This window comes from Sinorhizobium sp. M4_45 (genome assembly GCF_002885915.1).
Lineage (GTDB): Bacteria > Pseudomonadota > Alphaproteobacteria > Rhizobiales > Rhizobiaceae > Sinorhizobium > Sinorhizobium meliloti_A.
The window spans coordinates 377,506-397,654 of the sequence record NZ_NWVE01000006.1; the positions used below are offsets into that span (position 1 = coordinate 377,506).

Sequence of the window (20,149 nt, forward strand, 5' to 3'; positions counted from 1 at the left end):
GGGAGTTTGCCAATGCCGGTCGGAGCGTGCGCTTTTGCTGTACCAGGAGCAGTGATTCGACCGGACCTCGCTCGTACTTGTCGAACGCGTGCTCCATAATCTTGAAACGAGGCTGACTACTTTCGCAGAATTTTCTCCATCGCCTTCCCCTTTGCGAGTTCATCGATCAGTTTGTCCAGGTAGCGGATTTCCCGCATGGTCGTATCCTGGATTTCTTCCACCCGGACGCCGCAGATCACCCCTGTAATCAACGATCGGGAGGGATTCATACTTGTGCAAAGAAGTTCCGGAAATCGGTATTCTTCGCCAGCTGATCGTCCAGGGACTGTTGGCCATATCCCGTCAGCCAACGGATGATTTGGTCGACCTCTGCCTTCGTGCGTCCTTTCTTCTCAGCCTTGGCGATATAGTGGGGATAGACGCTCGCGACGCTGAGCGAATAGATGCGATGCTTCTCCATGCGTCCTCCTGAACGCTCCGAATGTCCTCCGGCCCAGGATAGCTGACTTCAAGACCACAACAAACGGCGACAATGAACGCCTCTCCGAGATCGCCAGACAGCGCAGCATCCCTATACTTGGCAAGCGCCGGAGAGACGGCTCGCATGGCCTCATCGTAGCGGGCGGCGACGCCGGCGGAAACGTCCTGTCTTCGTCGTCGCCGCGTCTCTGCGGCCGACAAGCCGGCAAAAGACATACGGCTGCTCCTTGTCGAGCCGCGCTATGTGTGTTTTCCTGATGCCCCCTTTCATTGTTTCCAACGGACGGGAGCCTCGGAACCCGCCGATGCAATGAGCAGACTTGCTTAATTACACGAGGGACTTCTGGAATGGGTATAATCTGGACCATCATCATTGGCTTTGCCGCCGGTATCGTGGCGAAGCTCATCGTGCCGGGCGAAAACGAGCCGAAAGGCTTCATTCTGACGACAATCCTGGGCATTGTAGGGGCTTTCGTCGCCTCATATCTGGGCCAGGCATTGGGGTGGTACAACGCCAATCAGGGCGCCGGGTTCATCGGAGCCATCGTCGGCGCCGTGATCGTTTTGCTCGTATGGGGTGCCGTCGCCCGGCGCGCTTAAGGGTTCACCAAGCAGAAAGGAACCGACAATGGCCTCATCTCGCAACACCATGCCGTCGCTCGCGGCGTTATTGGGGCTGCTCGCTGTCGCTGGCTACCAGAACCGGGACAAGCTGGGACAGATCTTTCAGGACGCAAAGGGGGGCGCTCAGAACAGTGGCGGCATTCTCGGCGAACTCGGCAAGATGTTCGGCGGCTCCGGGGAAGGTTCGCTCAGCAAGGGCCTGGGAGAACTTGTCGATGCGTTCAAGAACGGTGGGAACCGGGAGGCGGCAGACTCCTGGGTAAGCGCCGAAAAGCCGTCTCAGGGCATTTCGGCCGAACAGGTCGAATCGTCGATCGGCAAGGATACCCTTCAGGAATTGGCCGCGAAAACGGGCCTGGACTACAATGAGCTGCTGAAGCGCCTTTCGACATCGATCCCGGACGCGGTGGACAAGATGACTCCGAACGGTCAGTTGCCGCAGAACGATGAGGAAGTCCTTGGGCGGTCCGGCGGGCCCGCTTCCGCCTAGCCAGGTCGGCGGGATGCGCCACGTGTCTCCCGCCGACGCGACACCCACACTTAGGGCATTTCAATGCTTCACCATTTTGATTCAACGCACTTCCGGACGGAAAATCGCTCCACTTTCCCGGAAGTGCTCTAGGCACGTCCCTCGCGAACACTGACGACATGCCCACCGCTGTTTTCGGCAGGCGGCTATCTGCGCGATCTGGCGGCGAAGGCCCGGCGAGCGACACCTTCAGCTGAACAGGCATTCGGCTGGCAGTTACAAGTCGGCTTCGGAAAACAGTTTGACGACCCAATCAATAAACACGCGCACCCGCGGCGAAAGCTGGCGGTTCTGGGGGTAAAGCGCCGAAAGCGGTGTCGGCGGGGGAGGGAACCTGGCAAGAACCTCGACCAGGGTGCCTTCGTCCAGGTCCCGCTGCAGGCGGTAGCGCGGCGCCTGGATCAGGCCGAAGCCGCGGCGGGCGAGATCGGTCATGGTGTCCGAGTCGTTGACCGTCAGCCGGCTGGGCAAGGCCACGTAGCGGACGCTGCTCCCGACGGCGAATTCGAGCGGCATGATCTGCCCGGTGCGCGATGAGATGAATCCGATGGCGCGATGCCCCTCCATCGCATCGGGGGACCGGGGTGTTCCGTGCCTCTCTATGTAGGCCGGGCTGGCGCAGGTGACTTCGCTGATCATTCCCAGGCGGCGCATGATCAGGCCGCTGTCCGCAACCTCTCCGGCGCGGATGACGCAATCCACGCCCTCCCTGACGAGATCCACCAGACGGTCGCCCTGACCGATCTGCAGGTCGAGCAGAGGATTACTGTCGAGGAATTCATTGAGCCGCGGCAGCAGGAACGTGCGTGTGAGCAGGGGATGCGCATCCACGCGCAGCAGGCCGCGGGCCTGCATGTCCCGGAAGGCGTTTTCCGCCTCGTCCACCTCGGCGAGAATCGCAAGGCAGCGCCGGTAGAACGTCGCGCCGTCCAGCGTCGGCGCGACATACCGGGTCGTTCGCTCGAGAAGTCGAACGCCAAGATTGTCTTCCAACTGCTTGATCGCTTCCGTTGCGGTGGATCGGGCAAGGCCGAGGTCCGACGCCGCAGCAGCGAAGCTGCGGCGTTCGACGATCCGGATGAAGAGCTGCATGCGGTCGAGCCGGTCCATGGCTTTGTTCACCACAGCCGAATTCTGATGTCAATATTTGCTCGATTGTTCTGACGCGGTGGCAGCAATATCTCCTGTTCGTCAAACAGGAGAGTATAAATGACCATTAAAGGACAACGCGTCGCGATCGTCACCGGAGCATCCAAGGGCATCGGCCGGGCCATCGCACTGCGGCTCGCAAAGGATGGCATCGCCGTCGTCGTGAATTATTCAAGCAGCAGTGAGGCTGCGGCCGCCGTGGTTGCGGAGATCGAAGCGCGCGGCGGTAGAGCGGTCGCGATACAGGCGGACATAAGCAGCCCGACCGCCGCTGCCGACATGTTCAATGCTGCCGAAGAAGGCTTCGGCGGCGCCGACATCCTCGTCAACAATGCGGGCATCCTGAAGCTGGCGCCGCTTGCCGATACCGACGACGAAAGCTTCGAGCAGCAGATCGCGATCAATCTCACCGGCACGTTCCGCGCCATGCGCGAAGCAGCCGGCCGGCTCCGGGACGACGGCCGCATCATCAATTTCTCGTCCAGCGTCGTCGGCGCCTATGGGCCGACCTACGGGGTCTATGCTGCCACCAAGGCTGCCGTCGAGGCGATGACCCACGTTGCCTCGAAGGAACTCGGCGGCCGGGGTATCACAGTCAATGCTGTCGCGCCCGGGCCGGTCGAGACCGAGCTTTTCATGACTGGCAAGTCCGATGAGCTAGTCCAAAGGATTGTCGGCACGATTCCGCTGGGGCGCCTGGGTCAGCCCGGCGACATTGCCTCGGTCGTTTCCTTCCTTGCCAGCCCCGAAGGCGGCTGGGTGAACGGCCAGGTGCTCCGCGCCAATGGCGGCATGATCTGAAGCAGACCTCCAGAAGGGAGAATCCCATGCCGTTCGTGAACATCAAGACGCCTGAAGCTGCACTCAGCGGCGCCCAGAAGGAAGAAATCGTGCACCGCATGACCGACATGCTCGTGGAGTATTTCTCCGAAGCGGCACGGCCGCACACAATGGTGCTGATCGAGGAAGTGAAGGATGGCGGATACGGCCGTGCCGATGAGATCTTCATCGTTCCCGACGGCTACCGTGCGAAGGAAAGCAGTTGATTCCGAGGCTCATCGAGGGCCGGCGCGGATTTTCGCGCCGGCCCTCGCCATTGCTGCGGTCGGCTGAATCGGGGACCTCAGGTCCGTCAAGCTCACCTCCAGGCGGGCACCATTCCGTCGAGTTCGGGCATTGCTTCTTCCGGGAGATCGATTTCGGCGGCGTCGAGGTTCTCCCTCAAATGCACGCGCGAGGAGGTGCCGGGGATCAGCAGGATGTTCGGGGCGCGTTTCAGCAGCCAGGCGAGCGCCACCTGCATCGGCGTTGCGCCGAGCCGGGCTGCCACGTCGGACAGCGTCGAGGACTGCAAGGGCGAAAAGCCGCCGAGCGGGAAAAAGGGCACATAGGCGGTGTCGGCGGCGGCGAGCCGGTCGATCATGGCGTCGTCGGCCCGATTGACGAGGTTATACATGTTCTGCACGCAGACGATCTCCGTGATCCTGCGGCCTTCCTCGACTTGTCCCGTGGTCACGTTGGAAAGGCCGATATGCCGGATCAGCCCCTGCCGCTTGAGATCGGCCAGCACCATGAGCGGTTCCTGGATCGAACCCTCGGCCGGGCCGTGCACGCTGAACATGGCGCGCAGGTTCACGACGTCGATGACGTCAAGTCCGAGATTGCGCAGATTGTCATGCACAGCTCGCGTCAGTTCTTCCTTCGTGAAGGCCGGGATCCATGAGGCGTCCGCGCCGCGCCTGGCGCCCACCTTGGTGACGATGACGAGGTCGTCCCTGTAGGGGTGGAGCGCTTCCCGTATGATCTCGTTCGTCACGTGCGGGCCATAGAAGTCGCTCGTATCGATGTGGTTGACGCCGCTCTCAACCGCTTCGCGCAGGACGGCGACCGCTTCCGCGCGGTCGCGCGGCGGACCGAAGACACCTTTGCCGGCGAGCTGCATCGCACCATAGCCGAGTCGGTTCACCACCTGGTCGCCGAGCATGAAAGTTCCTGATCTTGCAATACTGGACATGCGCGGATCTCCGTTTTGAGCCACGAAAACGGGATTAGGCCTGTTTCATTGGAAGGACAATCAGCTACCATCCGCACGGGCTGTACGGCGTGCCGTACAATTGGTAGGAGCGGGAATATGGAACGGGACAGGCCCGACATGGCGGATGTGGGCGCCTTCATGAAGGTTGCCCGGGCCGGCGGGTTTCGAGAGGCGGCTCGGGCGAGCGACGTCAGCGCGTCGGCGCTGAGTGACGCCGTGCGGCGCCTCGAGGCGGAGCTCGGCGTCAGGCTTTTCAACCGCACCACGCGTAGCGTGGTACCGACCGAGGCCGGCCGGGGGCTGATGGAGCGGATCGGACCGGCATTCGGCGAGATCGATGCCGCGCTCGATTTCGCCCGCGGTTTCCGTGACCGCCCGGTGGGCGTGCTGAGACTGAACGTGCCGGTCAGCGCCGCAAGGCTAGTCCTGCCGTCCATCGTGCCACCCTTCCTTGCGGCCTATCCCGACATCAGGCTGGAGATCATGACTGACGAAAGCTTCGTCGACGTGATCGCCGCGGGCTGCGACGCCGGCATCCGCTATGACGAGCGGCTGCAGCAGGACATGATCGCCGAGCCGATCGGGCCTCGCATCCAGCGGTATGCGAGCGGTGCTTCGCCGGCCTATCTCGACGCGCATGGCCGGCCGCAGCATCCGCGCGACCTGCTTGGTCACAGCTGTATCCGCGGCCGTTTCGCCGGCCGGCCAATCAGTCCCTGGGAGTTCGAACGCGACGGCGAGGCGGTCACGATCGACCCGCCCACGTCGCTTGTGGTGCAGGCGGGCGGCGGCTCGGATCTCGGCATCGCGGCGGCGATTGCCGGAACCGGCATCGTCTCGATATTCGAGGACTGGCTGCATCCGCACTTCAAAACCGGAGCGCTGGAGCCCGTGCTGGAGCCGTGGTGGCTGAGCTTTTCGGGCCCCTTCCTCTACTATCCCGGGCGCCGGCTGGTGCCCGCGCCCCTCAGGGTCTTCATCGACTTCATCAGGGCCATGCCGCCGGCTGGAGCCCGTTGAGCGAGCGACACGCCTTTGGCGAACGAGGCCCGAAGTTTGCTGGCGAAGAAAGCCTGCGGTATCAGAGCTTCGTGTCGTTCAGGATCAATTCGGCCGCCTTTTCCGCGATCATGAAGACTGCGGCTTGGGTATTTTCCGAACCATGGTTGGCATGGTCGAGGCGTCGCGCAGGCCCTCCATCCGGCGAACCTTCAGAGTCGGATCCGTCACCGCCTTCTCGTCCGTTCCCACTCCGCAAGCACCCGCTCGGCGGCATTGGCGTAGCCCGCGCGCATGAAGAAAATACTGTACGTCCGGTCCCTCGAGGCCCTCCCACTTTCGCGAAAAATAAAAGCCCAGCTTGCCAGTTTGAAAAAAAGATGAGAATACGGCTCAACTTACTTGGCCTGCGATGTGGAATGGCGCCGAACGACAGTGCAATTTCCCTGCCCGCACCGACATCTGGCACCTTAAAGAGGAAGAACTGATCTACAAATGAGCTTCTGGCATTCCATGTCTTGGAAAACCGAAGGCATTCGGGTCACGGCGCCGGTCCAATGGCGCCAATACGATGGGATGGTCAGCGTCCTTTGGGAGGCGGAAAGTCAAGCCGGTGCCAGCGGCTATTATCTCGCGGACGATCCGCGCATCATGTTTTTCTTCAACGACGTCTCCTCGAACGTTCGCATTTCGAACCAGGACACTGATCTGGCGAGGAATTCGCGCCCGATGGCGCGTGCCGTGTATGTTCCTGCCGGTGTGCCGTTGTGGACGGGCAGTCTGAAGACACATAGCTTCAGCCACCTCAATCTGCACCTTCACAAGGATCGGGTGTTACGGTTTCTGGCTCCATCGGTTGGGAGCTCAGCAGCGCTAACGGCGTTGCGCCGTCCGGTCGAGCTTCAAAACGTGGCGGCAATCGATGCGTTGGCGAAGCTGCTGGCCGACGAAATAAAGAGCCCTACCAAGCATGCAGTCTATGCGGAGAGCCTTATCGGCAGCATCGTCGCGGGGCTTCTGGATATTCCTGCCGAGAGGGAGGAAAGGGCCGGCGGCAGGCTGACGCAGGCACAGATGAATAAGCTCATCTCGCATATCGACGCGCTTGGTGATTATCGTATGTCTGTCGCCGATATGGCTGCCGTCGTTGGCCTGTCCGAAAGCTGGTTTGCAAACGTCTTCAAGCAGACAATGGGTAAGACGCCGCTGCAATGGCAACTTGCAAAGCGAGTCGAGCTTTCGAAAAAGCTGCTCGGCGAAAGCGACCTGCCAGTCGCCAGCATCGCCGCGCAGCTCGGCTTCTCCGATCAGGCACACCTGACGAAGGTCTTCCGTCAGATCGTTGGCGAAACTCCCGCGGCTTGGCGGCGGATGCGGCAATTCCGGCAATCGTGAAGATCCCGGCGGCAAGTCGCGGGTCGACGGCTTGCCCCTACCAAGTCTGGCGCAGCGTCGCGAGAATGCTGCGGCCCGGATTGTAGTAGACCGCCCCGGAGTCCTTGCTCGCCACGTGTTTTTCGTCGAATAAATTGTTGACGTTCAGCTGGAACGTGGTGTTTTCCTGAACCTTGTAAATAAAGGCTGCATCGAAGACGACTGCACTCTCCGACGATGAGCTGTTGGTAATGTCCGTGTAATAGGCGTCCGCGTAGCGAGCTCCGAGCCCGAACATCATGTCGCCCCGCGCGCCGTCGCCCTCCAGCGTGTAGGTGCCCCACACCGAAGCAATATTCTTGGGGACACGCATGAGGCGGTTGCCATCATTAGCACCGCCAGGTTCTTCAATCTTTGAATCGATGTAGCTGTAGGCGGCAATCACGCTGATATTGTTCGTTACCTCCGCCTTGGCTTCGAGTTCGAAACCACGATGTCTGACCCTTTCGACGGTTTGCGGCAGGTAGGTGACCTGGTCGAAAACCGTAATGTTGCCCTTCGTCAGGTCGTAGACGGAAGCGGTGAACAAGGCCGGAAAGGCATCCGGCCGATATTTGATCCCGACTTCATACTGCTTTCCCGTGGTAGGATCGCTACCTGCGGCAGGCGGCGCGGCCGACTCGGCGTAGCTGATGTAGGGCGCCAGCTCCTCGGTCATCTTGTAGCTCGCGCCGATCCGCGTCGTAAATTCACTGTGGTTGCCAGCCCTTGTGGTACCCGCAAGGAGGTTCGTCTCGCTAAGATCGAGCCAGTCATTGCGCAAGCCGACACTCACGGTGAGCTTGTCGAAAAAGGTCAGATCCTGCTGCAGATAGATCGCGTTGGTCTGCTGGTCGTTGTTCGTGCTGGCATAAGGCGCCATCGCGCCGGGCCCACCTGAATAGATCGGGTTTTCCCAATCGATCGAAGGCGCAGACGTGTAAAAGTTGGCACTGTCCGATTCGTATTTATTGTAGTCGGCACCGAGAAGCGTGCGGCTTTCCACATTGTCGAGACTTGCTTCGTAAATCAGGTGAGCATCGATGACGAATTGTTCAGTCGATTTCTCGTTTCCGAAGAAATAGCGACCCGCCACCGTCGAGCCATCCGTTGGTGTGCTGCCGATATAGGCACTGCCGAACCCGTCGTTCAGCTTGCTGTAGCGGGCGTTGGAGCTGACACTCAGGCCGTTGCCGAAATCGTGGTCGAAAAGAACGCTGTAGCTATTGCGGTTCGTCTCTGTGAAGTAATAGTCCGGCTCGCCAAAAAACTGATCCCTGTCGAAATCGGTGCCGAGTGGGTGGCCACCGCTCCCGGGAACTCCGTCCCTGTCGAGATGATCGAAGACAAATGTCAGATTTGTCGCGTCGGTGGGGCGCCACGTCAGGCCGCCCATGACGAAGTTCTCGTCATCCTGAGAATAATCGTATTCCGCGTCCGAGCGCTGAAATTTGCCGGTCAAACGGTAGGACAGGGTGTCGTCCGCTGTAAGGTTGTCACCGAAATCGAAGCCGAGTTCCTTATGCGAGAACGATCCGCCGGTGCCATAGACTTCACCGAAACGATCGCTCTTCGGCGTTTTCGTGACGTAGTTTATCGATCCGCCGGGTTCCGCCGCTCCAAAGCTTGAGGAGCTGGCGCCCTTCAACACCTCGATGCGCTCGAAGGCATAGGGCTCTTCCCGGACCCCTGCAAAGGTCCTGCCAATCGCCAAACCGTCGCGATACGTATACGGAGTGAAGCCGCGAATGTCGAAGTAGTCGTAACGGTCGTCCGAACCATAAAAGTCGGTCACGACCCCCGCCGTATATTGTACGACTTGCTCGATGGTGTCGGCGGCGCGTTCCTCAATTTCTTTGGAGGTGATGACGGATACCGAGGCAGGGGCTACCAGGATATCGGTCGGCATCTTGCCGGCGCCGGTCGTTTCGGTCGCGACGATCGACTTTGAATCGTCCTCCGTATTGAGAACGCTTCCGCCACCGGTGCCGTGCGCCACAATAGTCTCCAGCACCGTTGCGTCGCCTTCAGTGCCTGCGTCCTGTGCGAACGAGAGAACAGGCGTTAGAGCAAAAAGTGCTGTGTAGCCCAACAGAAATGCGTCTCGTGAACGAAACGGTACCCTCGTTGGCCAGCGGCCGGTCTGATCGATGTCCATGTCCATGTTCCAATTGACGTAAATGCTGAAAGCGGGCCCCAATACCAACGCCCTTTGAGGTCTCCGAACTGCATCGCGTCCGGCCGTCCGCTACACAGGAAAGCTGCGCTCAACCGGCCCCGGCGTGAAGCCGTTCTCCCACGAGCCGCTATTAACTGGAGCAGTATTGTCCAGTATTGTATGTTTCCCCGGATTTGTACGATCCTCCGGAAATCCGCGCGCTCTTTCTGGATATCGGCGGCTTTGCCGTTGACGCCGCTTAATTAAGCTGAGACTGGGGGTCAACTTAAAACCTTGGATGGAGTGTGGCGATGAGGCTGTTCCGTTTCGCTGTACTGGCAGTCATAGCCCTTCTTTGGACAGGCAGGCACGGCACTGTGTTCGCTGCCGAGAGTGCTGCGTATCCCATCACCATCGAGCATGCCTTCGGCAACACCATCATCGCAAAGAAGCCGGAGCGTGTCGCAACCGTCGCCTGGGCGAACCATGAGGTGCCGCTGGCTCTGGGCATCGTTCCGGTTGGAATGGCGCGCGCCAACTTCGGCGATGACGACAATGACGGCATTCTGCCGTGGGTCGCCGCACGTCTCGGTGAACTCGAGGCTGAAACGCCGGTGCTTTTCGACGAGGGGGATGGCATCGATTTCGAGGCGGTCGCCGCCACGCGACCGGACGTCATCCTTGCGGCCTATTCGGGCCTCAGTCAGGCGGACTACGACACGTTGAGCGAGATTGCACCTGTCATCGCCTATCCGCAGGCTCCCTGGTCGACCGACTGGCGCGAGACCATCCGGATGAACAGCGCGGGGCTCGGGATGGCTGCGGAAGGGGAAGCGCTGATAGCCGGCATCGAAGCTGAGATTGCCCTGACGCTGGAAGGATATCCCGAGCTCAAGGGCAAATCGGCAATGTTCATTACTCATCTCAGCTCATGGGACCTCAGCGTCGTCAATTTCTACACGACCAACGATACGCGCGTCAGGTTTTTCGCCGATCTCGGGCTCAGATCGCCGAAAAGCGTGGTGCAGGCTTCACAAGCCGGAAAGTTCTCGGGCTCCGTCAGCGCCGAGCAGATCGATGCTTTCGACGATGTGGATATTCTCGTTACTTACGGCGACGGGATGCTTTTCGATGCCTTGAAAGCCAACGCGCTGATGCAGCATATGCCTGCCGTTGCACGGGAATCGATCGTCATGCTCGGCAACAACGCGGTCGGCAATGCCGCCAATCCCACGCCACTGTCCATCAGATGGGTCCTGAAGGACTACGTGAAGCTGCTCAGCGAGGCAGTCAAGAAGTCAAAATGACCGCCGGGATCATCAAGACATCGGACGGGCGTTGGTCGCCCGTGTCCCGTTCCAGCCGGATGCGAAGTCTTTGGCTGGCAGCGCTTTTCGCGCTTCTGATGGTTTTGCTTGTCGCCTCTGTAACGGTCGGCACGCGCTATGTCGGGTGGGACGATGTCGCCGCGGCGCTGGGCGGTGCGCAGGATAACATCGGTCGCGCATCGGTCGCGTTGCGCATTCCGCGGACGTTGCTGGCCCTGCTTGCGGGGGGCGCTCTGGGGTTGGCCGGAGCGGTCATGCAGGGCGTGACCCGCAATCCGCTTGCAGACCCCGGCATTCTCGGCGTCAATATGGGGGCATCCCTCGCAGTTGTCATCGGCGTCGCCTGGTTCGGGATGTCGTCGCTGTATGCGTATATCTGGGTGGCCATCCTGGGTGCCGCATGCGCCGCGATCTTCGTCTATGCCATAGGTTCGCTGGGCAGGGGCGGCGCGACCCCTTTGAAACTGGCGCTGGCAGGCGCGGCAACGTCCGTCGCATTTGCGTCCATGGTCACTGCCGTCGTGCTGCCGCGTGGCGATATCGCAGGGGGTATTCATTCCTGGCAGATCGGTGGTGTTGGCGGCGCGACTTACGAGCGCATCCTTCCCTTAGTGCCCTTTCTGCTTGTCGGGTTCGTGATCAGCCTGTTGTCGGCCAGAAAACTCAACTCTCTTGCACTCGGTGACGAGCTTGCGACCGGGCTCGGCGAGAGCGTCGCAACCGCGCGGGCCGTTGCTTCCTTCGGCGCCATCCTTCTTTGCGGTGCGACGACAGCCATATGCGGGCCGATCGGCTTTCTCGGGCTGGTCGTGCCGCATCTCTGCCGCCTGCTGATTGGCGTGGACTATCGGTGGCTGCTGCCTTTTTCGACGCTGGCAGGCGCGTGCCTCCTGCTCGCGGCGGACATTGTCGGGCGCATCGTCGCGCGCCCTGCAGAGATCGACGTCGGCATCGTCACCGCCCTGATCGGTGCGCCATTCTTCATCTGGATCGTCCGGCGCCAGCGCGTGAGGGACCTGTGACAGCTCCCTCATCCACCCTTGGCGTCGTGATCGCACACCGCAGAAAAAGCGCGCGCAGGCACGCTGTCATTCTCGCGGTGTTGCTGACCCTGGTCGCAGTGGTCTTCGCCGTCACCTTGTCGGTTGGGCAATCCGTCACGCCGCCGAGCGATGTTCTGCGCGTGCTCCTCGGCGAACCGGTTTCGGGCGCATCCTTTACGGTGGGGCAACTGAGGTTGCCGCGCGCCGTGCTGTCGATTCTTGCAGGAATATGCTTTGGACTGGGCGGCGTGGCGTTTCAGGTCATGTTGCGCAATCCGCTCGCCAGTCCCGACATCATCGGGATTACCTCTGGCGCTGGGGCGGCTGCCGTTTTCGCCATTGTAGTCCTGTCCATGGACGGGCCGATGGTTTCGGTTATCGCTGTCGTAGCGGGACTTGGCGTGGCGCTGCTCGTCTATGGCCTTTCCTTCCGCAATGGGGTGGCCGGCACCAGGCTGATCCTTGTCGGCATTGGCGTTTCCGCCATGCTGCAAAGTGTCATCGCCTATATCCTTCAATCGGCGCCTGCCTGGAATTTGCAGGAAGCGATGCGTTGGCTGACCGGCAGCGTCAACGGCGCTCAGCTTGGCCAGGCACTGCCGCTTCTGCTCGCCCTCCTGTTCTTCGGGGCACTACTGCTTGTTCGCGGTCGCGATCTCGAGACATTGCGGCTGGGCGACGATACGGCGGCCGCTCTTGGGACGAGGGTCTCGCATACAAGGATGCTGGTGATTGTCGCCGCGGTCGGACTGATCGCGTCGGCGACCGCGGCAACGGGGCCGATCGCCTTCGTCGCTTTCCTGTCGGGCCCGATCGCCGGCCGGATCGTACGAAACTCCGGCTCGGTGCTGATCCCATCTGCACTGACGGGCGCCCTTCTCGTGCTTGTCGCCGATTATGTCGGGCAGCACCTTCTGCCGAGCCGCTACCCTGTGGGCGTCGTAACCGGGGCGCTTGGCGCACCCTACCTGATCTATCTCATCGTTCGCATCAATCGGATCGGGGGGGCTTTATGACCGATCATCTGCTCGTCGCCAGCGGATTGACGGCCGGCTACGACAACACTGAAATCCTGCATGCACTCGACCTCACCATTCCCCCGGGCAAGATCACAGTGATCGTCGGCGCAAATGCCTGTGGCAAGTCCACGTTTCTTCGCACGCTCTCGCGGCTGATCGCGCCCAGCAAGGGACAAGTTCTCCTCGACGGCAAGTCCATCCACCGGACACCGTCGCGAGACCTCGCCCGGACGCTGGGTCTGCTGCCGCAATCGCCGATCGCGCCGGAAGGCATTACCGTGGCCGACCTCGTCAGCAGGGGACGGCATCCGCATCAAAGCCTGTTTTCCCGCTGGACGCGACAAGACGACGAGGCGGTCGACCGTGCGCTTGAGGCGACAAAGACGTTCGACCTTGCCGAACGGCCGATCGACGAGCTCTCCGGCGGTCAGCGGCAGCGGGTCTGGATCGCCATGGCACTCGCGCAGCAGACCAAGATCCTGCTGCTCGACGAGCCGACGACCTTTCTCGACATCAACCATCAGATCGAGGTGCTCGATCTGCTGACCGATCTAAACAGCACGCGTGGAACGACGGTGGTCATGGTGCTGCACGATCTCAACCTTGCTGCCCGCTACGCCGACCATCTCGTGGCGATTGCCGGTGGGCGCGTGCACATTTCGGGCACTCCGGAAGAGGTGCTCACCGAAGAGACCGTGCGGCACGTCTTCGGCCTCGATAGTCGCGTCATCAGCGATCCCACGTCGGGCCGGCCGATCATGCTGCCGATCGGGCGACACCGGATGGCCGTCATCGACGACACGGGCGATGCACCACAAAAGGAGAGTCGCGCATGAACGCAATTCATTCATTCAAGCTGTCCGGCGTAGCGGTCTGCGGCAGCGCTGCCGACATGCTCGACGAGATCTGCGAGCATTTTGCCGAACATGCCGAGGTCGAACGGATAGACGACCTGGCGTTGCTGCGGAGCGAGCTCGGCGTCGCGCGCATCGGCATTGCAAATGCGGGCCTGTCGATCGAGCTCGACTGCCCGACGCGTGAAATGCTGCACATGAGCCGCACGATCCTGGCGGAACATCTTTTCTATTTCGCCGAAGACCAGCCGTTCGAATTGACCTGGTCGGAATCGATGTCCCTGTCGGTGCTGCCGAACCTTCATGAGGTGACCGTCGTCTCGGCGCACGATGTCACTCCGCATATGCGTCGCGTGATATTTTCCTGCGCCGATGTGACGCCTTTTGTGGGCGGCGACATGCATGTCCGCCTGCTGGTGCCGCCGAAGGGCAAACCGCCGGTATGGCCCGGCTCGCGGGAAGACGGCCGCATAGCGTGGCCGGAAGGCGAGAACACGCTTCTGGTTCGTGTCTATACCATCCGTGCCGTCGATTTGGATCGGGGCGAATTGTGGATCGATTTCTTGCAGCATCCCGCTCCTGGCGTACCGACTCCGGGTGCAGACTTTGCGCGCGACGCGCAGCCTGGAGACGTGGCCGCCCTGTTAGGGCCAGGCGCAGGCGGCCTGCCGGCGGAGCGCTCCATTTTGCTGATCGGTGACGAGAGCGCCCTACCGGCCATAGCACGGATCGCGGCAGAGGCTCCGGCTGAAACGCATATACGTGCCATGATCGAGGTTGAGGACAAGGCGGAAGAGCAACCGCTTCCGACCGATGGCGTGCTCGACGTGCGTTGGTTGCACAGGCGGAGCTACCCGGAAGATGCTGCCGACGTTCTCGTGTCCGAGGCGAAAGCAGCGATAGAAGCCGTCGATGCCGAAACGTTTGTTTGGGTTGCGTGCGAACGAAGAGACATACGAGCCATCAGGACCTTCCTCAAAGCGCGGCAACATGATCGCAGGAAGATGTATGTCGCTTGGTACTGGGAACGAGGGAAAATCGCATAATATATTGACGGGAAGCTTGCCACGTGGGGCCTGGAGTGCCGCATCTGTAATGTGTTCTCCGACGCTACCGCTGCTGATCGACGGCGTGTTCGCCGATGGCCGGCATAGAAGTGCGAAGATCTCACATGTCGGCGTCGTGGGCGGTTCGCATCCGCTCAAAGCGATGGACACTCTAAGGCTGGTCCGGGCCCGCAAGGCTAGGCAGGTCCAGCGGATGATTCAACCTGGCCTGCAATCCATCTGCGCCACGGGTGACGGAACGCATTCAGGCATTTCGGCTGGCAACGGGTAGCTCGCAACGCCATTTTCTGACGCTCAGGCCTGGATGCTGTCCAGACCAGTTGCTGACATACATGACGGAACGGAACATACATTGCGTCAATGAATCTTGGATCTCGAGCTCCAGGCGCTCCTCACGGCACTTTTCGGGTGCCGACAAAAGGCATACCGTCAGTACAAGTGTTACCGGCTCCATTATAATCCCCTCCCGCGGTGAAATTAAGCACACGCGGATAGCGGCAATGACCGTATTGATGGGCCCTATGAACCCATTCACGCCATGTGCGCCTTCCTTTTGGTGCACGAGCCGCTTCTGCAAGTTTCGGGTTCCAAGCTCTAATTTATGACCGTCACTGGGAACCCCGCAGTTCCAAAGGGAACAGTTTAGCGAAAGCGGGTTTTGCCAATCCATTCTGACCGGCAGATGCTTGCGCTGCCGGTCTCCTTGGAAACTTCTTTCCTGGCTCAGATCTGCTTTCCTTGCTCAGATGTGCCAATCGGCGTCGAGCGAATAGGACTTGACGTAGTCGACCTTCATTTCGGCGCCGTCCATGAGCCCGTCGTCCGGTGGGCCAGCCATCCCGCCAACCGCAAGATTGACAAGCATGTACATCGGATTGTGCATGTCCGAGGGGGTCTCGGCGCGTGCGATCGCGGTATCGTCGAAGTACCAGACGATCTCCTCTTCCGTCCAAAGCACACCATATTTGTGAAAGCCACTTGTATCGGTGACCCTGGCTGCGCTTGCGATGCTGGTCTGCGAACCGGTCTCATTGGAATGCACGGTGGCGATGACCGTATTTGGATCCTGGCCGTACATTTCGATCGTAAACGCTCATTTCCCTGCACGTTGACGCCCGCGATTTCGACGGAATGTGTGCGAATGGGAAGGCATCCGGCTTGATCAGGCCGGTGAGGCTTTGGGGAAGTTGAAGGGCAGCAGGTCGGTGATATCTGCATCTTCGGTGCGTTGAGGCAATTCGGTGAGGACGCGGCGCAACCACGCTAATGGCTCGACGCGGGAGGCGCGGCAGGTCAGCATGAGGCTGTAAATGACGGCGCTGGCCTTGGCTCCATCGGCGGTATCGCTGAAGAGCCAACTCTTCCTGCCGGTGGCAATCTACCGAACATTCTGCCCATATCGGGGAAGAAGTCGAGATCCATTACCGCTGGCACGCGCTGTATGGTCGGTTTGTCCGCCGTTATTACGGGGAGCAACGCCGCGGATCCGACCTCGTCGTTGTTGAGCACGAACCTGGTGTGACGACGGCCGTGGAGCGGTGGATGTTCGACCGCGCGATCTGTGCCGCAATGAAGTTGGGAGAGCCGCAGGTATCGTTACGAGCGCTGATGGACCTTGACCGGGTACTCAAGGATCATGGACTCAGGCAAGTCTTTTCGGATGACGCAACTGTTATCGAGGAGGCATGTGATGAAAGCGCGACAGCACCACGCCATCGTAAAACAACCCTGCCAGCTCAGCATGACGTTGGAAACGCCCGAGCTGACGCGGATGAGCGCCGTGGAACGACAAGCAATGATTTTGCGCCTTGCGCAATTGATCCTGCAGGCGGGCGGGACGACGATCACGGAGGACAGCGATGACGCACGTTGATCTTCCCGCATCGCTTTTGAAGCGTAAGGCCGTGGTTTATGTCCGTCAGTCCACACCTGCGCAGGTGCAACTCAATCGCGAGAGCCAAAGACGCCAATACGAACTTGTCGAGGAAGCGCGACGGCGTGGATTTCGAGATGTCGAGGTCATCGATGACGATCTTGGCCGCTCGGCAAGCGGAACAGTTGCGCGACCGGGGTTCGACAAGCTGGTGGCCTGGCTGTGTGCTGGTGACGTCGGCGCCATCCTTTGTCTCGACGCTTCCCGTCTCGCGCGTAACGGCCGCGACTGGCATCACCTGTTGGAACTGTGTGGCTTGGTTGAAGCGCGGGTGATCGATCTCGACGGTGTTTACAATCCTTGCCGTCCGAACGACAGGCTGTTGTTGGGCATGAAGGGAAGCATCAGCGAATTCGAGTTAAGTATTCTACGAACGCGCATGTATGAAGCCGTCCGGTCCAAAGCACGACGAGGAGAACTGCGCATCGGCGTGCCGATTGGCTATATCTGGCATCGCGAGATCGGTCTTGGGCTGGATCCTGACGCTCGCGTCCAGGAAGCAGTGCGGCAGATATTCAGCCGTTTTCGCCAACTGGGAAGCGCTCGTCAGACCCATCTGGCGCTGCATCGTGAAGGAATGCATTTTCCCCGCCCTTCGGATGGCAGGAAACTGACGGCGCTCGATTGGACGCCAATCCGCTATCGCAATGTGATCTCGGTACTGAAGAACCCGTTTTATGCTGGAGCTTACGCCTATGGCAAAAGCAAGAGCCGAACCGCAGTCGTCGATGGCCGCGCTCACAAGACGTACGGCCACATCCGGCCACTCGACGAATATGATGTTCTTTTGAAGGATCACCATGAAGGTTATATCGACTGGGGAATATACGAACGCAATCAGAAGCAACTTGCCATTAATGCATACGGTCAGCGCGATGGAGCCAAGTCAGGGCGAGGCGGCCGCTCCCTGTTGATCGGATTGATGACCTGCGGCCAATGCGGGCATCGGTTGAGGGTAGCCTATCGAGGGCGTTACCCTTATCCTGTCTACCAATGCATCGGCCGGACGGCGCACGGATTACCACGGTGTATGTGTTTTGGCGGCCAGCGAGTCGACACGGCGATTGCGCGTGAGTTGATGAGGGTCGTTCAACCGATTGCAATTCAGGCAGCGCTTGTTGCAGAGCGGACCCACATGGAAACTCAACGTGAACAACAGCGCATTCTCGAACTCGAGTTGCAACAAGCTCGTTACGAAGCATCGCTCGCCGAGCGACGCTATGCGGCGTGCGATCCGGATAATCGCCTGATTGCCGCCCAGCTCGAGAAGAACTGGGAGACATCACTACGCCGCGTCAGCGAGTACGAAGCTCGACTGGACGATATCAAGACGCACAACTCGGCGACACCCACGCCCGATTTTACCGGCCTTGCCGAAGATCTCGATGCAGCCTGGTCATCGTCCAGCGTAACGATGCGAACGCGCCAGCAGTTGGTGCGCGCGCTTATAAACGACATTACCGTCAACATTGATGAGGCTGACTGCGAGATCGTGCTGACGATCCATTGGAAGGGCGGTCGACATTCCACCCTCCGCTTGCGCAAACCACAATCCGGTGAACATGAATGTGTCACGTCCGATGATGCCTTGGCCATCATCGAGAGTATGGCGAGCCGCTGGTCTGATGAGCACATCGCAGCGACCTTGAATCGGATGGGATTGCCGACTGCCCAAGGCAAGAGCTGGACGGCAAAGCGCGTCGGCTCGATCCGGCGCGTGCGTGGAATTCATGCCTATAAATCAGCGGAGAAAGACGGAGAATGGCTGACGCTGACCGAAGCTGCCAAGGCCAGCAACGTCACCGCTCATCGCATTCGCAGCCTGATCGCGGCCGGGATACTGCCGGCCCAACAGGTTGTCCCGGGGGCTCCGTACCAGATTAACGCCTCGCATCTTCGCGATCCTCGCGTCGCCACTGCGATGAGGCGTAAAGGGCGCCCGTGTCAGTCGCCGCCGGAAAGTCAAATTCCAATGTTTACAGATACTTGAAGAGGGGGTGTATAATGAACACTGCGTTGCAAAAACTCTGATATCGCGTTCGAGAAGGTTGTTGTCGATCGGCATCCTGCCGTCTTCGGTGTAGCGCGTCAGATATTCCCATTGGTTCAGGGTATAGGAGACGGCATCGCCGAGCTTGCTGTCCGGCAAGACCTTCGGGGCGATTTCGTCGAGCCATGTCTTGAGGGCATTCAGGATGGGTACGCTGTGTTGCTGGCGAAAGCGGCGAATGCTGTCGGCCTGCGTCTCACCGTGCTCCGGCTTTTTGTCCCGCGCCTGTCTTTCAACCCGGTAGAGCTGTTCGAAGAACCGGAGCGCCTGCTCCGGCGGCCCGCCGGGTTTGTTTCTCGTCTTGAGAGCATTGACAAAACGTCGCCTTGAATGGGCCATACATCCAAGGTGGATCGCGCCCTCCATCGTGCGCCAGGCGGAATAGCCGTCGCTCATCAAGATGCCGCGGTAATCGCCGAGGAAGGTCTGCGGGTGTATCTGGCCGCGGCCCGGCTGATAATCGAGCAGCACGATCGGCTCGTCACTGTCCTCGCCGCTCCGATAGGCCCACATATACGATGTATCGGTGGCCTCACGATTCTTTTCCTTCAGGACCTGAACCGTCGTCTCGTCGCCATGGATGAGAGGTTGCGATCTGAGCCGCAATTTCAAGGCGTCATAGATGCGGGACAGATGTTTTTCGCTCGAGCCGATCACCCAGTGACCCAGAGCGCCACGGCTGACAGGAACCCCGGCGCGCTCGAAGGCCTGGGCCAGACGGTAGAGCGGCGTGCCGTCGACGTATTTGTGGACCAGTGCAAATGCCAGCGTCGAGGCCGTGGCGATGCTGCCCGGCAAGGGCTGCGCGGGCATCGGCGCGATAACGATTGGCGTGTTGATCCCGGTGCGGTCGCAATGGCGGCAAGCATATTTGAACCGCACATTCTGCAGAACCTTCGCCTTCACCTCGATATGAAGCTGCTCGGTAACGGTCTCTCCCATGCGATGCATCTGACCATGACAGCAGGGACAAGCCTTGTGATCGTCGGCAAGGTCATACTCGACGCGCTCGCGCGGCAGGTGTTCCGGCAGCGGTCTGCGGCCGCGCTTCTTTCCCGTCGTGCTTTCGATCGCCGGTAACCCTGTGTTTGGCAGGTCGACGACATCGCCATCTTCGCCGCCGGCGACATCCTCATCGGCAACCTGTTCGGCTTCATTGAAGAGGCGATCCACGTGTTTTTCGCTACGCGGCGCAAACCGATGCAGCCGCGCCAGCGCCAGCTCTTCCTCGAGTTTGACGATGCGCTGCGAGAGCGCTTCCTTCTCGGCTTTCAGCGCGGCGATTTCGGCAGCATGTGCCGCCAACTGCGCCTTCAACTCTGCAACGCTCGGTTCGCCGGTTCGATTCATCAGATTCTTGAATCTGAACCGTACCGCCGCGTCAACCGCGCAATTCAAGAGCCCTCAGCCAGCGACCTGGTATTGCCGCACCGGATGGCGCACCATCGCATCGATATCGATGCCATCG

The 20,149-nt window shown here is 60.3% G+C and carries 18 protein-coding genes and 4 pseudogenes; 13 read left to right on the forward strand and 9 right to left on the reverse strand.

Features of this window, described 5'->3' with window-relative positions; translation table 11 throughout:
• Positions 1–116 precede the first annotated feature (116 nt).
• A pseudogene (locus tag CN933_RS18990) lies at positions 117–460 on the reverse strand (DUF2200 domain-containing protein).
• 368 nt (positions 461–828) lie between these two features.
• Between CN933_RS18990 and CN933_RS18995 the strand changes: the two are divergent.
• Together CN933_RS18995 and CN933_RS19000 are read left to right on the forward strand one after the other, a co-directional pair.
• A complete protein-coding gene (locus tag CN933_RS18995; RefSeq protein ID WP_102762128.1) occupies positions 829–1,080 on the forward strand; it encodes a GlsB/YeaQ/YmgE family stress response membrane protein in 252 nt (83 codons plus the stop codon).
• Positions 1,081–1,108: 28 nt separating this feature from the next.
• Entirely contained in the window at positions 1,109–1,594 is a 486-nt protein-coding gene (locus CN933_RS19000) for a YidB family protein (protein WP_102762129.1), read from the forward strand.
• A gap of 255 nt (positions 1,595–1,849) precedes the next feature.
• Here the strand turns inward: CN933_RS19000 and CN933_RS19005 are convergent, their stop codons facing one another.
• Entirely contained in the window at positions 1,850–2,743 is an 894-nt protein-coding gene (locus CN933_RS19005) for a LysR family transcriptional regulator (protein ID WP_146032674.1), read from the reverse strand.
• A gap of 99 nt (positions 2,744–2,842) precedes the next feature.
• Here CN933_RS19005 and CN933_RS19010 point away from each other — a divergent pair, with 99 nt between their 5' ends.
• Both CN933_RS19010 and CN933_RS19015 read left to right on the forward strand, forming a co-directional pair.
• Positions 2,843–3,583, forward strand: a complete 741-nt coding sequence (locus CN933_RS19010) for an SDR family oxidoreductase (RefSeq protein ID WP_102762131.1) — start codon at positions 2,843–2,845, stop codon at positions 3,581–3,583.
• Between the two features lie 26 nt (positions 3,584–3,609).
• Positions 3,610–3,828, forward strand: coding sequence for a tautomerase family protein (locus CN933_RS19015; protein ID WP_102762133.1), 219 nt, complete (start codon positions 3,610–3,612; stop codon positions 3,826–3,828).
• Between the two features lie 92 nt (positions 3,829–3,920).
• Here CN933_RS19015 and CN933_RS19020 read toward each other — a convergent pair whose 3' ends face one another.
• Complete coding sequence (locus tag CN933_RS19020; RefSeq protein WP_280951600.1) at positions 3,921–4,766, reverse strand: aldo/keto reductase family oxidoreductase; 846 nt, start codon at positions 4,764–4,766, stop codon at positions 3,921–3,923.
• Positions 4,767–4,913: 147 nt separating this feature from the next.
• Here CN933_RS19020 and CN933_RS19025 point away from each other — a divergent pair, with 147 nt between their 5' ends.
• A complete protein-coding gene (locus CN933_RS19025; protein ID WP_102762137.1) occupies positions 4,914–5,837 on the forward strand; it encodes a LysR substrate-binding domain-containing protein in 924 nt (307 codons plus the stop codon).
• Positions 5,838–5,945: 108 nt separating this feature from the next.
• On the opposite strand, the gene CN933_RS32395 is transcribed toward CN933_RS19025, so the two are convergent.
• Positions 5,946–6,068: a GMC oxidoreductase gene (locus CN933_RS32395; protein ID WP_348627615.1), complete on the reverse strand. Its 123-nt coding sequence runs from the start codon at positions 6,066–6,068 to the stop codon at positions 5,946–5,948.
• 243 nt (positions 6,069–6,311) lie between these two features.
• Between CN933_RS32395 and CN933_RS19035 the strand changes: the two genes are divergently transcribed.
• Positions 6,312–7,211, forward strand: a complete 900-nt coding sequence (locus CN933_RS19035; RefSeq protein WP_102762138.1) for a helix-turn-helix domain-containing protein — start codon at positions 6,312–6,314, stop codon at positions 7,209–7,211.
• A 37-nt stretch (positions 7,212–7,248) separates the two neighbouring features.
• Here CN933_RS19035 and CN933_RS19040 read toward each other — a convergent pair whose 3' ends face one another.
• Positions 7,249–9,387, reverse strand: coding sequence for a TonB-dependent siderophore receptor (locus tag CN933_RS19040; RefSeq protein WP_180980747.1), 2,139 nt, complete (start codon positions 9,385–9,387; stop codon positions 7,249–7,251).
• Positions 9,388–9,698: 311 nt separating this feature from the next.
• Between CN933_RS19040 and CN933_RS19045 the strand changes: the two genes are divergently transcribed.
• From CN933_RS19045 to CN933_RS19065, 5 genes are read left to right on the forward strand one after another with little or no spacing between them, the layout of a single operon-like run.
• Complete coding sequence (locus CN933_RS19045) at positions 9,699–10,694, forward strand: iron-siderophore ABC transporter substrate-binding protein (RefSeq protein WP_164866943.1); 996 nt, start codon at positions 9,699–9,701, stop codon at positions 10,692–10,694.
• Positions 10,691–11,737, forward strand: coding sequence for a FecCD family ABC transporter permease (locus CN933_RS19050; protein WP_180980748.1), 1,047 nt, complete (start codon positions 10,691–10,693; stop codon positions 11,735–11,737). The genes CN933_RS19045 and CN933_RS19050 overlap by 4 nt, the downstream gene beginning before the upstream one ends.
• Positions 11,734–12,774, forward strand: a complete 1,041-nt coding sequence (locus tag CN933_RS19055; protein ID WP_102762142.1) for a FecCD family ABC transporter permease — start codon at positions 11,734–11,736, stop codon at positions 12,772–12,774. The genes CN933_RS19050 and CN933_RS19055 overlap by 4 nt, the downstream gene beginning before the upstream one ends.
• Entirely contained in the window at positions 12,771–13,613 is an 843-nt protein-coding gene (locus tag CN933_RS19060) for an ABC transporter ATP-binding protein (protein WP_102762144.1), read from the forward strand. Before CN933_RS19055 ends, CN933_RS19060 begins: the two co-directional genes overlap by 4 nt.
• On the forward strand, positions 13,610–14,677 hold the full coding sequence (locus tag CN933_RS19065; RefSeq protein ID WP_102762146.1) for a DUF2218 domain-containing protein: 1,068 nt from the start codon (positions 13,610–13,612) through the stop codon (positions 14,675–14,677). The genes CN933_RS19060 and CN933_RS19065 overlap by 4 nt, the downstream gene beginning before the upstream one ends.
• 265 nt (positions 14,678–14,942) lie before the next feature.
• Here CN933_RS19065 and CN933_RS31875 read toward each other — a convergent pair whose 3' ends face one another.
• The 3 genes and pseudogenes from CN933_RS31875 to CN933_RS19080 form a co-directional block, all read right to left on the reverse strand.
• Positions 14,943–15,152: a hypothetical protein gene (locus CN933_RS31875; protein WP_102762204.1), complete on the reverse strand. Its 210-nt coding sequence runs from the start codon at positions 15,150–15,152 to the stop codon at positions 14,943–14,945.
• A 288-nt stretch (positions 15,153–15,440) separates the two neighbouring features.
• Positions 15,441–15,782: pseudogene (locus tag CN933_RS19075) on the reverse strand (glycoside hydrolase family 16 protein); the annotation flags it as partial.
• A gap of 78 nt (positions 15,783–15,860) precedes the next feature.
• Positions 15,861–16,073 (reverse strand): annotated as a pseudogene (locus CN933_RS19080) (transposase domain-containing protein); the annotation flags it as partial.
• Positions 16,074–16,388: 315 nt separating this feature from the next.
• Here CN933_RS19080 and CN933_RS19085 point away from each other — a divergent pair.
• Together CN933_RS19085 and CN933_RS19090 are read left to right on the forward strand one after the other, a co-directional pair.
• Positions 16,389–16,571, forward strand: a complete 183-nt coding sequence (locus CN933_RS19085; RefSeq protein WP_017265658.1) for a hypothetical protein — start codon at positions 16,389–16,391, stop codon at positions 16,569–16,571.
• On the forward strand, positions 16,558–18,621 hold the full coding sequence (locus tag CN933_RS19090; RefSeq protein WP_102762148.1) for a recombinase family protein: 2,064 nt from the start codon (positions 16,558–16,560) through the stop codon (positions 18,619–18,621). Before CN933_RS19085 ends, CN933_RS19090 begins: the two co-directional genes overlap by 14 nt.
• Before the next feature lie 24 nt (positions 18,622–18,645).
• Here the strand turns inward: CN933_RS19090 and tnpC are convergent.
• Positions 18,646–20,031: pseudogene (tnpC, locus tag CN933_RS19095) on the reverse strand (IS66 family transposase); the annotation flags it as partial.
• Between the last annotated feature and the right edge of the window lie 118 nt (positions 20,032–20,149).